Genomic DNA, 13,625 nt, shown 5'->3' on the forward strand with positions numbered 1-13,625 from the left:
TTACACCGTGAAGCCGGATACCGTTTTGTTCAAATCGCCTGCGCGCTGGTTCAAGCCTTCAGTCGAGCGGGCGATGCTGTCGCAGGCGGCGGCTGATTTCTCAGCCTCCTCGGCGATGTATTGCACTGCGGTGCTGACTTCGCGCGCGGTCAGCAACTGCTCGTTGGTGGCCTTGGAAATGTCGGAGATCGCCTCGGTGGTGCGCAGCACGCCGGCCAGGATCTTGTCGAACGCATCGCTGGCCTGGCGCGAAATCTCGCTGCCGGCGGAAACGCGCTTGACCGACTCGTTAATCAGCTTGGAAATCTCCTTGGTGGCCTGCGACGAGCGCTCGGCCAGCTTGCGCACCTCGTCCGCCACCACCGAAAAGCCGAGACCGTGCTCGCCGGCGCGCGCCGCTTCGATGGCGGCGTTGAAGGCCAGCATATTGGTCTGGTTGGCGATATCGCTGATGACCTTGACGATTTCGCCGATGTCTTCGGACGAGCGGTTGATCAGATCCATCGCCTCGATCGACTTGGCGACTGCCTTGGCGCCGATTTCCGCCTCGTGCTGGGTGGATTTGGCCATGGCATCGGCGTCGGAGGTATTGCCGGCGATGATGTTGATCGAGCTGGTCAGGCCGTCGATCGAGGCATTCATTTCCTCCACGGTGGCGCCCAGCGCCTGCGTGCCAACCGCCACGCCATTGCTGCGCTCGGCGATGGTGGTAGAGGCGTCGGCCAGGCCGCTGGCGGACATCACCACGTCGCTGATGACCTTACGCAGGTCGGCGATCATTTTGCTGATGCCTTCGGCCAGCTGGTCCAGCGGTTCGTCCCCTTCGACCAGCACTTTGCTGGTCAGGTCGCCGTTGGCGGCGTGCTCGACCGAGTCCAGCAGACGGGCGATTTTCTCGCCATCGACCTTGGCCTTGGCGGCCACTGATTCCTCCAGTTGCACCTGGGAGGTAATATCGCTTGCGTATTTAACTATTTTGTATGGTTTACCATTTAAATCCAGGATGGGATTATAAGTAGCCTGTATCCATATCGTTTTTTTATTATTTCCTAAACGTTTATAACGACCGCTATCGAATTCACCACGATTTAATTTTTGCCAGAAACGTTTATATTCTGCACTCGCCGTATAATCGGCATCGCAAAAGATCCGGTGATGCTCGCCTTTAATGTCGTCAAGGTAATAACCCATAACGTCGAGGAAGTTTTCATTGGCAACCAGCACGTGCCCCTGCATGTCGAACTCGATCACCGCCTGGGCTTTGCCGATGGCGCTGACTTTGCCTTCATACTCGGCGTTGCGCATGCGGTTTTCGGTGATGTCGGTGGCGAACTTGATCACCTTGTACGGCTTGCCATCGGCATCCATGATCGGGTTGTACGAGGCGTTGATCCAGATTTCGCGACCACCCTTGGCCAGCCGCTTGTACTCGCCCTGGTCGAACTCGCCGGCAGCGAGGTGGGTCCAGAACTGCTTGTACGCTGGCGAGGCGGCAAATTCCGGTTCGCAGAACATCGCATGGTGGCGGCCCTGGACCTCGTCCAGCGTGTAGCCGACAGCGCGCAGGAAGTTGTCGTTGGCATGCAAGATTTTGCCTTCCAGGTCAAACTCGATGACTGCCTGCACGCGGTTCAATGCCGCATGAATGGCTTGCAATTCTATATCTTGTGTCTGGATTGCCTGGCTTGGGGCATTCATTAGAGTTTCCCTGTCAAATATAGTTGGCTATTCAATTGATATTCGTGGCTTGGGAATATGCGTTGCTTTCGATTATTTCCGGTATTCAAATCCAAAGCAAGCTGAGCAATAAAGAATTCTTCCTTTAGTGTACTCTGCAAGCGACACTGTGATAGCAGTTTCACGCCATTGCGAAGTTCAACGTCCTGATTCAAAAGCATGGTGTCCAAGACAAAAAAATAACACGATCGTTCTATTTGTGCGGTATAGTGAGTGAGCCTGGCATTCCCACCAAAAACCATAAGGAAGAGACATGACTGCTGAATATCAAGTGCACGGCGCGGTCGCCGTCATCACGCTGAACAATCCGCCGGTCAACGGCATGGGCCTGGAGACGCGCACCGCTGCAGTACTGGGCTTGCAACGTGCGGCGGCCGACGATGCGGTCAAGGCCATCATCATTACCGGCGCCGGCAAGGCTTTCTCGGGCGGCGCCGACATCAAGGAATTCAATACGCCGAAAGCGCTGGCCGAGCCCAGCCTGCACACCTTCATCGCCACGGCGGAAGGTTCGAGCAAGCCGGTGGTGGCGGCCATCCACACCGTCTGCATGGGCGGCGGCCTTGAGTTGTCGCTGGGCTGCCATTACCGCGTGGCGCTGCCAGGCGCGCAGATCGCGCTGCCGGAGGTCAAGCTGGGCCTGCTGCCGGGCGCCGGCGGCACGCAGCGCCTGCCGCGCGTGCTGGGTCTGGAGCCGGCGCTGAACATGATCGTGTCCGGCAACCCGGTGCCGTCGGAAAAGCTGCCGGCGCTGTTTGACGAAATCTTTGCCGCTGATGCCGACCTGCTGCAATCGGCGATCGCCTTTGCCGAAAAAATCGCCGCTGTGCGTCCGCTGCCGAAAGTGCGCGACCGCAAGGTCGACTACCCGAATCACGAAGCCTTCCTGCAATTCTCGCGCAACACTGTCAAGGCCATGGCCGGCCCGTTCCCGGCGCCGCTGGAGTGCGTGGAAACGGTCGCCGCCTCGGTGACGATGAAGTTTGACGACGGCATGAAATTCGAGCGCGAACGCTTCCTGCACCTGATCCAGACCACCGAGTCGAAAGCTCTGCGCCACGCCTTCTTTGCCGAGCGCGTTGCCAGCAAGGTGCCGGATGTGCCGGCGGATACGCCGGTACGCGCGATCAAGTCGGCCGCCATCATTGGCGCTGGCACCATGGGCGGCGGCATTGCCATGAACTTCCTCAACGCCGGCATTCCGGTCACGCTGCTGGAGCAAAAGCAGGAAGCGCTGGACAAGGGCATCGCCACCATCCGCAAGAACTACGAAAACACGCTGAAAAAAGGCAAGCTGACGCAGGAAAAACTGGATCAGCGTATGGGGCTGCTGAGCAGCACGCTGTCCTATGAGGAGATCGGCCAGGCCGACATCGTGGTGGAAGCGGTGTTTGAGGAACTGGGTGTCAAGGAAGCCGTGTTCCGCAAGCTGGATGACGTGATGAAGCCGGGTGCCATCCTGGCCACTAATACCTCGACGCTGGATGTCGACAAGATTGCCGCCTTCACCCGGCGTCCGCAGGACGTGATCGGCACGCACTTCTTCTCGCCGGCGAATGTGATGAAGCTGCTGGAAATCGTCCGTGGCAAGGAAACCGCCAAAGACGTGCTGGCCACCGCGCTGGCGCTGTCGAAAAAGCTGAAGAAAACCGGCGTGGTGTCGGGCGTGTGCGACGGCTTCATCGGCAACCGCATGATCGAGCAGTACAGCCGCCAGGCCGGCTTCCTGCTGGAAGAGGGCGCATTGCCGGAGCAGGTCGACAAGGCGGCCGAGAAATTCGGCTTCGCCATGGGACCGTTCCGCATGGGCGACCTGGCCGGCAATGACATCGGCTGGGCGATCCGCAAGCGCCGCTATGTCGAAAAACCGGAGATCAGCTACTCGAAAACCGCCGACCTGCTGTGCGAAATGGGCCGTTACGGCCAGAAAACCGGCGCCGGCTGGTATGACTACAAGGCGGGCGACCGCAAGGCCTATGCCAACGACGAGGTCAACGCCATGATCGTCCAGCACTCGGCGGACCTGGGCATTACGCGCCGCAAGATCAGCGACGAAGAAATCGTCGAGCGCCTGGTGTATGCGCTGGTCAACGAAGGCGCGCTGATCCTGGAGGAGGGCATTGCCTTGCGCGCCTCGGACATCGACATGGTCTACCTGACCGGCTACGGTTTCCCGCTGTATCGTGGCGGCCCGATGTTCTACGCCGACACCGTCGGCCTGCCGAATGTGCTGGCAGCGATCAACAAATACGCCCAGGGCCACCAAGGCAAGGCGTGGAAACCGGCGCCGCTGCTGCAACAACTGGCGGCGGAAGGGAAAACCTTCAACAGCTGATTGCTGTTGCCGAATGCTCACATGCCATAAAGAAATTTTAATGGCCTGTGAGCATTTCGGCAAAAACGGCGCTATAATTCTCACCAACGGTAACACCTTCTTCGACGCCCCAAACAACGGTTCGAAGCTGAATACCAGCATCCGCGATGATGCTGGCAGACACCTTCAACCAATTGAGGCTCGACATGAAACGCATTCTTCGCGCTGGCGCCATCGCGCTGGCAACCTTCGGCAGCGCGCACGCAGCCAGCATCACCGGCCTGAAAAATACTGGCCTGGGCGACGGCGGCAGTGGCGACACCAACTACACGCTCACCGCCGCCAGCAGCGACACATACATCGACAGCACGGTACCGGTCATCAGTCACGACGGCCAATGGCCGATCAACCCATGGCTGGCCAACAGCGACGTCTCCAAGTGGATCACGCCGACCAGCCACCAGGACCAGACGTTTGACGCCTGGGGCACCGGCACCTACACCTACTCGTTGACGTTCGACCTGACTGGCTACAACGCCACGACAGCCGCATTCACCGGCCGTTTCGCGGCGGACAACGTGGTCACGGTCAAGCTGAATGACGTGGTGATCGGCACGGCGAACGGCTTCACCGACTGGACCGCGTTCAGTGCCAACAGCGGCTTCGTCTCGGGCGCCAACTCGCTGGATTTCATCGTCACCAACTGGGCGCAAAGCAGCGGCAACCCGACCGGCCTGCGGGTAGAGTTCGCCTCATCGAGCATCATGGCAGCGGTCCCGGAACCGGAGACCTACGCCATGCTGCTGGCCGGCCTGGGCCTGATGGGCTTTGTCGCCCGCCGCCGCCAACAGAAGTAAGCAGCAAGCAGTAAAACTCCTAGACTTCGCCGCCCTCGGGCGGTTTTTTTTCCGGGGTCAGTTCTGCCAAACGTACACGGGCTCAGCGCTAAAACCATTTGCTGATCTGGATCATGGCAGATTCTGTTGGCTGGTGTACGGTGGCTTATTATGAGCCGACCATTGCGATTAGAATTTTCTGGAGCCTTGTATCACGTCACCTCGCGAGGGGATCGACAGCAAGCCATTTATCGAGACGATACTGATCGCCATGCATGGCTGGAAGTGCTTGCTCAGGCTTGTGCCCGCTTCAACTTTACCGTGCACAGCTTTTGCCAGATGACCAATCATTATCATTTGCTGATTGAAACCGGCGAGGCCAATCTTTCCGACGGAATGCGCCAGCTGAATGGTCAGTATTCCCAATATTTCAATCGCCGGCATCAGGTGGTGGGCCATGTTTTTCAGGGGCGCTATACATCGGTTCTCGTGCAGAAGGAAAATCATTTGCGCGAGCTGGCGCGCTACGTTGTATTGAATCCGGTGCGAGCGCAGATGGTAACGAATGTCGAGGACTGGCCGTGGAGCAGCTATAAGCTCACTATCCAAACGGCGCAGCCGCCAACCTGGCTCGAAATCGATTGGATGCTAAGCCAGTTTGGCTCAAGCCGAGCTGATGCGATTGACGCTTACAAGCGCTTTGTCATTGCCGGCATCGGAGTTTCCAGCCCGCTTAAAAATGTGCAGCATCAGCTCTTGTTGGGAGATGACGACTTTATGGCTCGCTATCGTGATGAGCCGTCATCAGAGTTGCTTGGCGACGTCACACGCGAGCATCGTCGTGCATTGGCGTTGCCTTTGGCGGAATACCAGCATCGATACACGAATCGTGACGAGGCAATCGCCGCAGCCTATCTCTCAACCGCCTATACCATGAAGCAGATAGCCGATCATTTCGGCGTGTCAGATCGCACAGTGAGCAGGATAATGCAGAAGATGGAGCACCTACCGACCAGCTCATGTACGTTTGGCAGAACTGACCCCGGATGAAAAAAGCCGCCCGGAGGCGGCTTTGCTGAGGCGGCGGGGCTTAGTCGGCCGCGTAGATGTTGTTGTCCTTGGTTTCGCCGACGAACAGGGCGCCGATCACCAGCGTGATCAGGGCGATGATGATCGGGTACCACAGGCCGTAGTAGATGTCGCCCTTGAACGCCACCAGCGCGAACGAGATCGTCGGCAGCAGGCCACCGAACCAGCCGTTGCCGATGTGGTACGGCAGCGACATCGAGGTGTAGCGGATGCGGGTCGGGAACATTTCAACCAGCATCGCGGCAATCGGGCCGTACACCATCGTCACGTACAGCACCAGGATGAACAGGATCAGTACCACCATCGGCTTGTTGATCTGCGCGTCATCCGCCTTGGCTGGATAGCCGGCAGCTTTCACGGCGCCGGCAACCTCTTTCTTCAGCGCGGCGTCAGCATCTTTCGATGCTTTGTCGAAGTTCAGGCCGTCTGCGGTCAGCACGGCGTTGAAGGCGTTGATTTCCTTGTCGCCCACCTTGATCTTGGCCACGCTGCCCGCCGGCGCGTCCTGCTTGGTGTAGTTCACCGAGGCGTTCGACAGGATGCTGGTGGCAATGTCGCACGAGGAAGTGAATTTCTTCTGGCCAGTCGGGTTGAACTGGAAGTTGCACGAGGCTGGATCGGCATACACCACTACCGGCGAGTTCTTCAGCGCGGCTTCCAGCTGCGGATTGCCGTAGTGGGTCAGCGCGCCGAACAGCGGGAAGTAGGTGACCGCAGCAATCAGGCAGCCACCGAGGATGATCCATTTGCGGCCGATCTTGTCCGACAAAATGCCGAAGAAGATGAAGAACGGCGTCGCCAGAGCCAGCGACAGCGCAGTCATGATGTTGGCGCTGGCGCCGTCGATCTTCAGCACCTGGGTCATGAAGAACAACGCGTAGAACTGGCCGGTGTACCACACCACCGCCTGGCCCATGGTCAGGCCGACCAGCGCCAGGATCACGATCTTCAGGTTCTTCCACTGGCCGAAGGCTTCGGTCAGCGGGGCTTTCGAGGTCTTGCCCTCGGCTTTCATTTTCGCGAAGGCCGGCGATTCATTCATCGACAGGCGTATCCATACCGAAATGCCCAGCAGCAGCACCGATACCAGGAACGGCACGCGCCAGCCCCAGGCATTGAAGGCTTCTTCGCCGATGGCGGTGCGGGTGCCGAGGATCACCAGCAGCGACAGGAACAGGCCCAGCGTCGCCGTGGTCTGTATCCATGCGGTGAACGAGCCACGCTTGCCCTGCGGCGCGTGCTCGGCCACGTAGGTTGCCGCGCCGCCATACTCGCCGCCCAGCGCCAGGCCCTGCAAGATCCTTAGCCCGACCAGGATGATCGGCGCCGCGATGCCGATCGCCGCATAGCCGGGTAACAAGCCGACAATGAAGGTGGAGGCGCCCATGATCAGGATGGTCACCAGGAAGGTGTATTTACGGCCGACCATGTCGCCCAGGCGGCCGAACACGATGGCGCCAAACGGACGCACGATGAAGCCGGCAGCAAACGCCAGCAGCGCGAAGATGAAGGTGGTGGTCGGTTCGCCGATGAAGAATTGCTTGGCGATGATAGGCGCCAGCGAGCCGTACAGATAAAAGTCGTACCATTCGAATACGGTGCCCAGCGATGACGCAAAAATCACCTTGCGCTCTTCAGCGGTGATCGGTGCGGCTTGCTTGGGTAGGTTGCGGGTGTCCGCAGTACCGCTATTTGCCATGATGTGTCTCCTTTGATTTTTTAGGATATTTTTCCCCGGCTGAGATAGTTAGCACTTCGTCAGCTTGATCCGAGTTTGGGCGCGTAACCTTACGTCATGCTTTCATGAAACTTACGCGAAACTTACAATAATATTTGCGAACGACCGTTCTAAAACTATGCTATTCTGGATTGAATAACACATTCCTATAGGAGACTCTCATGATTGATGCCGTCATTGTTTCTACCGCCCGTACCGGCCTGGCCAAGTCGTGGAAAGGTGCGTTTAACATGACGCACGGCGCCACACTCGGTGGCCACGTGTTGCAGGCAGCCATCCAGCGCGCCAATCTGGAAGCGGGCGAAATCGAGGATGTGCTGGTCGGCTGCGCCAACCCTGAAGGTGCCACCGGGGGCAACATCGCGCGCCAGATCGCCATTCGCGGCGGCTGCCCGGTGACCACGGCCGGCATGACCATCAATCGTTTCTGCTCGTCCGGCTTGCAGACCATTGCCACCGCCGCCCAGCGCGTCATCGCTGGCGAGGGCGATATCTATGCGGCCGGCGGCGTCGAGTCGATCTCCTGCGTGCAGCAGGAAATGAATATGCATATGTATAAGGAAGTCTGGCTGTCGAAGAACAAGCCGGAAATCTATTGGCCTATGCTGCAAACTGCGGAAACCGTGGCCAAGCGCTACAACATCGGCCGCGAGCGCCAGGATGAGTATGGCGTGCAGAGCCAGCAGCGCGCCGCCGCCGCCCAGGCCGCCGGCCTGTTCGATGCCGAGATCGTGCCGATGACCACGGTGATGGGCGTGGCCGACAAGGCGTCGGGCCAGCTGCTGTCGCGCGAGGTGACGATTGCCGCCGACGAGGGCATCCGCGCCGATACCACGTATGAGGGCGTGGCGAAGATCCGCAGCGCGATACCCGGCGGCGTCATCAGCGCCGGCAATGCCAGCCAGTTCTCCGACGGTGCGTCGATGGCTGTCGTCATGAACGCGCAAACCGCTGCCGCCAAGGGCTTGCAGCCGCTAGGCGTGTTCCGTGGCTTCGCGGTGGCCGGCTGCGAGCCGGACGAGATGGGCATCGGCCCGGTCTTCGCCGTGCCCAAGCTGCTGAAGAAAACCGGCCTGAAAGTCGAGGACATCGGCCTGTGGGAGCTGAACGAGGCCTTCGCCGTGCAGGTGCTGTACTGCGCCGACAAGCTGGGCATCCCGATGGATCGCCTGAACGTCAACGGCGGCGCCATCGCCGTGGGCCACCCTTACGGCGTGTCGGGCGCGCGCCTGGTCGGTCATGCGCTGATCGAGGGCAAGCGCCGTGGCGTCAAATATGTGGTGGTCACCATGTGTATTGGTGGTGGCCAGGGAGCGGCAGGCCTGTTCGAAGTGGTGTAAGCACCATGCGCTCGACCATCCTGTCGCGCCGCGACCTGTCTTTCATGCTGTATGAATGGCTGGACGCGGAGGCCTTGACGCGCCGCGCCCGCTTCGAGGACCACAACCGTGAGACGTTCGATGCGGCGCTGGATACCGCCGAACGGCTGGCCAGCGAGCTGTTCGCTCCCCACAACAAGAAGGCCGACAGCGACGAGCCGCACGTTGTCGACGGCAAGGTGCAGATCATCCCTGAGGTGAAAACCGCGCTGGAAGCCTTCTCGCTGGCCGGCCTGATGGCGGCCGGCCAGGATTACGATCGCGGCGGCATGCAGCTGCCGGTGGTGGTCGAGAAGGCGCTGGCAGCGTATTTCACCGCTGCCAACGTCAGTACCTCGGCCTACACTTTCTTGACCATGAGCAACGCCAACACCTTGCTCAAATGCGCGACGCCGGAGCAGATTGAAACCTACGTCAATCCGATGTTGGCCGGGCGCTTCTTCGGCACGATGTGCCTGTCCGAGCCGCAGGCCGGCTCCAGCCTGTCGGACATCACCACCCGCGCGGTGCCGGACGGCGACGGCCAGTATCGCCTGACTGGCAACAAGATGTGGATCTCGGGCGGCGAACACGAACTGGCCGAGAACATCATCCACCTGGTGCTGGCCAAGATTCCCGGCGAAGACGGCAAGCTGATTCCGGGCGTAAAAGGCATCTCGCTGTTCATCGTGCCGAAATACCTGGTCAATGCGGATGGCAGTCTTGGCGCCCGCAACGATATCGCGCTGGCCGGCCTGAACCACAAGATGGGCAATCGCGGCACCACCAACTGCCTGCTGAATTTCGGCGAGAACGGCGGCGCCATCGGCTATCTGGTCGGCAAGCCGCATCACGGCCTCGCCAATATGTTCCACATGATGAACGAGGCACGCATCGGCGTCGGCCTTGGCGCGGCGGTGCTGGGCTACACCGCTTATCTGCACGCGCTGGAATATGCGCGCAACCGGCCGCAAGGCCGCCATCCGGCGCAGAAGGACGCGTCGCAGCCGCAGTTGGCGATCATCCAGCACACCGATGTGCGGCGCATGCTGCTGGCGCAGAAGGCGTATGTCGAAGGCGGACTCGGGCTGGTGCTGTACAGCGCCCGCCTGGTCGATGAGCAGCACACCGCCGAAACGCCGGAAGCGCGCGAACATGCGGGTCGCCTGCTGGATTTCCTGACACCGATTACCAAATCGTGGCCGTCGCAATGGTGTGTCGAAGCCAACAGCCTCGCGATACAGGTGCATGGTGGTTACGGCTACACGCGCGAGTACAACGTCGAACAGTTTTACCGCGACAATCGCCTGAACGCCATCCACGAAGGCACGCATGGCATCCACGGCCTGGACCTGCTGGGCCGCAAGGTCGCTTTGCAGGATGGCGCACTGTTCCGCGCCTTCGGCACCGAGTTGCGCAAGACGGTACGCAAGGTGCGCGGCAGCGTCGGCGCGCCGGATGCGGTGGGGCCGGGCCTGGCCACCATCAGCGTCGAATTGCTGGCGCACGCGGATGCGCTGGAGCAGGCGTGGCAGGCCGTGGAAGAAGTGACGCAGAAGCTGTATGCTGTCGGCGATTTGAACAAGACGCTGGCCAACGCCAGCCTGTATCTGGAAGTGGTCGGCCATGTCGTCGTTGCGTGGATCTGGCTGCAGCAGGCGTTGCTGGCGGCGGCCTCGCTGGCCAGCGGCGATACGGATTTCTATCGCGGCAAGCTGCAAGCCTGCCTGTATTTCTTCCAGTGGGAGTTGCCGAAAGTGGGACCGCAACTGGATCTGCTGGCCAGCATAGACACCACCACGCTCGACATGAAGGATGCGTGGTTCTAACAAGGAGACAAAACGATGCGTACTACCCAAGAATTGTTTTCGCTGGCCGGCAAGACCGCGCTGGTCACCGGCGGCTCGCGCGGCCTGGGCTTGCAGATGGCGCTGGCACTGGGCGAACAGGGCGCCAAGCTTGTGATCTCGGCCCGCAAGCAGGCGGAACTCGATGAGGCCGTCAGCTTCCTGACCCAGCGCGGCATCAGCGCGCACGCGGTCTCGGCCGACCTGTCGCAGGACGAGGAAGCCGGCAAGCTGGTCGATGCGGCGCTGGCGCAGCTCGGCCATATCGACATCCTCATCAACAACGCTGGCGCCAGCTGGGGCTCGCCGGCTGAAGACCATCCGGTCGAAGCCTGGGACAAGGTGATGGACCTGAACATCCGCAGCATCTTCGTGGTGTCGCAACTGGTCGGCAAGCGCTCGATGATACCGCGCCAGTCCGGCCGCATCATCAACATCGCCTCGATTGCCGGCCTGGCTGGCAACCCGCCTGGCACCATGCAGACCATCGCCTACAACACCTCGAAAGGCGCGTTGGTCAACTTCACCCGCACGCTGGCCGGCGAATGGGGCCGCTATGGCATCACCGTCAATGCACTGGCGCCGGGCTTCTTCCCATCGAAGATGACCAAGGGGCTGTTGTCCGCCATGGGCGACCAGCTCGCCGGCCACGCACCACTGAACCGCCTCGGCGATGACGAAGACTTGAAAGGCGCCACCGTGCTGTTCGCCTCCGACGCCGGCAAGCACATCACCGGCCAGATCCTGGCGGTGGACGGAGGCGTTTCGGCAGTATGACGATTCCAGAAACCTACCAGCGCATCGTGCTGGCGGCAAGGCCGCGCGGCCCGGTGGCGCCGGAAAACTTCCGGCTTGAGACGGTCCCCGTGCCCAAGCTGGCCAACGGCGAGGTGCTGATCCGCAATCACTATCTGTCGCTGGACCCGTATATGCGCGGCCGCATGAGCAAGGCCGCCAGCTACGCCACCTCGCAGGCGCTGGACGACACCATGATCGGCGGCACCGTCGGCCAGGTGATTGCCTCGCGCAACGACTTCTTCCCGGTCGGCGATTACGTCAACGGCATGCTGGGCTGGGCCGAGATGGGCGTCTCGGACGGCGTGTTGCTGCGCAAACTGGATACCACGCGTATTCCATTGTCCGCCTACCTGGGCGTGGTTGGCATGCCGGGCATGGCGGCGTGGTACGGCTTCAACCAGATCATGGAAGCGGCGGCCGGCGAAACCGTAGTGGTGTCGGCCGCCAGCGGTGCGGTCGGCAGCGTGGTCGGCCAGCTGGCGCGGCTGCGCGGTTGCCGCGTGGTCGGCATCGCAGGCGGCCCGGAGAAGTGCGATTACGTGGTCAACGAACTGGGCTTCGATGTCTGCGTCGACTACAAGGCCGGCAAGCTGGAGGCCGACCTGGCCGCCGCCACGCCGGATGGTGTCGACGCCATCTTTGAAAATGTCGGCGGCGAATGCCTGGACGCGGCACTGGCGCGCACCAACGCCTTCGCCCGCATCGCGCTATGCGGGCTGATCGCCGGCTACAACGGTGCCGACATGCCGATCAAGAATTCACGCCTGCTGCTGATTAACCGCCTGAGCTTGCGCGGCTTCATCATCACCGAGCACATGGAATATTGGCAGCAGGGCTTGCAGGAACTGGCCGTGCTGGTCGCCAATCGCCAGATCAAATACCGCGAAACGGTGGCGCACGGCCTGGCCGCCGCACCGCAAGCGTTCATGGGCCTGCTGCAAGGGCATAACTTTGGCAAACAACTGGTGAAGCTCATATGAAAACATTCCGGGACAAAGTCGTTGTTATCACGGGCGGTGCAAGTGGTCTGGGCCGTCAATTCGCTCAGGTTGCGGCGCGCGAGGGCATGAAGCTGGTACTGGCCGATGTGCAGGCCGATGCGCTGGAACAGTCCAGCGCCGAACTGCGCGCGCAAGGCGTCAGCGTCGTCTCGCAGCTGTGCGATGTGCGCAAGGGCGAGCAGGTGCAGGCGCTGGCCGATGCGGCGGTGGCCGAGTTCGGCGCCGTGCATCTGGTGTTTAATAACGCCGGCGTTGGCTCGGCCGGGCTGATCTGGGAAAACACCGAGGCGGACTGGGAATGGGTGATGGGCGTCAACGTCTGGGGCGTGATCCATGGCGTGCGCATCTTCACCAAACTGATGCTGGATGCGGCGGCCAAAGACCCGTCGTTCGAGGGCCATATCGTCAACACTGCGTCGATGGCCGGGCTGCTGAATGCACCGGCGATGGGCGTCTACAACGTCTCCAAGCACGCTGTGGTGTCCTTGTCTGAAACGCTGTATCACGATTTGCAGCTGGTCGGTGCGCCGATCGGCGCCTCGGTGCTGTGCCCGTACTTTGTGCCAACCGGCATCAGCCAGTCGCACCGCAACCGTCCGGACGATGTGCGCATGACGACCGGCCCGACCGCCAGCCAGGTCGCCGCGCAGTTCATGACCGACAAGGCGGTTTCGTCGGGCAAGGTATCGGCCGAGGAGGTGGCCGAGCTGACCTTCAAGGCGATTGCCGATGGCAAGTTCTATATCTACTCACACCCGGACGCGCTGGCCGGCGTGCGCGTCAATCTGGAAAGCGTGGTGGCCGGGAGCAATCCGCCGGACCCGTATGCCGCCACGCCGCAAATCCGCGAACTGTTGCGTTCCAAGATCCAGGGTGCTTCCAAGCTAGCGGGTTGACGTGCGACAAT

At 60.9% G+C, this 13,625-nt stretch carries 11 protein-coding genes; 8 read left to right on the top strand and 3 right to left on the bottom strand.

Going from position 1 to position 13,625, the window contains the following annotated elements; genetic code table 11:
• A complete protein-coding gene (locus tag BLS51_RS20965; RefSeq protein WP_229208071.1) occupies window positions 1-1,656 on the bottom strand; it encodes a methyl-accepting chemotaxis protein in 1,656 nt (551 codons plus the stop codon).
• Between the two features lie 334 nt (window positions 1,657-1,990).
• Between BLS51_RS20965 and BLS51_RS20970 the strand changes: the two genes are divergently transcribed.
• A complete protein-coding gene (locus BLS51_RS20970) occupies window positions 1,991-4,072 on the top strand; it encodes a 3-hydroxyacyl-CoA dehydrogenase NAD-binding domain-containing protein (RefSeq protein ID WP_090187903.1) in 2,082 nt (693 codons plus the stop codon).
• Between the two features lie 37 nt (window positions 4,073-4,109).
• Here BLS51_RS20970 and BLS51_RS29775 read toward each other — a convergent pair whose 3' ends face one another.
• Window positions 4,110-4,259: a hypothetical protein gene (locus BLS51_RS29775; protein ID WP_175472642.1), complete on the bottom strand. Its 150-nt coding sequence runs from the start codon at window positions 4,257-4,259 to the stop codon at window positions 4,110-4,112.
• Between BLS51_RS29775 and BLS51_RS20975 the strand changes: the two genes are divergently transcribed.
• Both BLS51_RS20975 and BLS51_RS20980 read left to right on the top strand, forming a co-directional pair.
• Window positions 4,258-4,908, top strand: coding sequence for an FxDxF family PEP-CTERM protein (locus BLS51_RS20975; RefSeq protein WP_090188472.1), 651 nt, complete (start codon window positions 4,258-4,260; stop codon window positions 4,906-4,908). The two genes, BLS51_RS29775 and BLS51_RS20975, sit on opposite strands and share 2 nt — an antisense overlap.
• Window positions 4,909-5,058: 150 nt before the next feature.
• Window positions 5,059-5,937 carry an REP-associated tyrosine transposase gene (locus tag BLS51_RS20980; RefSeq protein WP_090187909.1) on the top strand — a complete coding sequence of 293 codons (879 nt, stop codon included), beginning with the start codon at window positions 5,059-5,061 and terminating at the stop codon, window positions 5,935-5,937.
• 40 nt (window positions 5,938-5,977) lie between these two features.
• Here the strand turns inward: BLS51_RS20980 and BLS51_RS20985 are convergent, their stop codons facing one another.
• Complete coding sequence (locus BLS51_RS20985; protein WP_229207668.1) at window positions 5,978-7,675, bottom strand: MFS transporter; 1,698 nt, start codon at window positions 7,673-7,675, stop codon at window positions 5,978-5,980.
• 200 nt (window positions 7,676-7,875) lie between these two features.
• On the opposite strand from BLS51_RS20985, the gene BLS51_RS20990 reads away from it, so the two are divergent.
• The 5 genes from BLS51_RS20990 to BLS51_RS21010 are packed head-to-tail and all read left to right on the top strand — an operon-like array spanning window position 7,876 to window position 13,614.
• The gene (locus BLS51_RS20990) at window positions 7,876-9,054 is read left to right on the top strand and encodes an acetyl-CoA C-acyltransferase (protein ID WP_090187919.1); all 1,179 of its coding nucleotides are present in this window, start codon (window positions 7,876-7,878) and stop codon (window positions 9,052-9,054) included.
• A gap of 5 nt (window positions 9,055-9,059) precedes the next feature.
• Entirely contained in the window at window positions 9,060-10,901 is a 1,842-nt protein-coding gene (locus BLS51_RS20995; protein ID WP_090187924.1) for an acyl-CoA dehydrogenase, read from the top strand.
• A gap of 15 nt (window positions 10,902-10,916) precedes the next feature.
• Entirely contained in the window at window positions 10,917-11,696 is a 780-nt protein-coding gene (locus BLS51_RS21000; RefSeq protein WP_090187931.1) for an SDR family oxidoreductase, read from the top strand.
• A complete protein-coding gene (locus BLS51_RS21005; protein WP_090187936.1) occupies window positions 11,693-12,697 on the top strand; it encodes an NADP-dependent oxidoreductase in 1,005 nt (334 codons plus the stop codon). The genes BLS51_RS21000 and BLS51_RS21005 overlap by 4 nt, the downstream gene beginning before the upstream one ends.
• Complete coding sequence (locus BLS51_RS21010; RefSeq protein WP_090187939.1) at window positions 12,694-13,614, top strand: SDR family oxidoreductase; 921 nt, start codon at window positions 12,694-12,696, stop codon at window positions 13,612-13,614. The genes BLS51_RS21005 and BLS51_RS21010 overlap by 4 nt, the downstream gene beginning before the upstream one ends.
• Window positions 13,615-13,625 lie beyond the last annotated feature (11 nt).

It is taken from the genome of Duganella sp. OV510 (assembly GCF_900100205.1).
Taxonomy (GTDB): Bacteria; Pseudomonadota; Gammaproteobacteria; order Burkholderiales; family Burkholderiaceae_D; genus Rugamonas.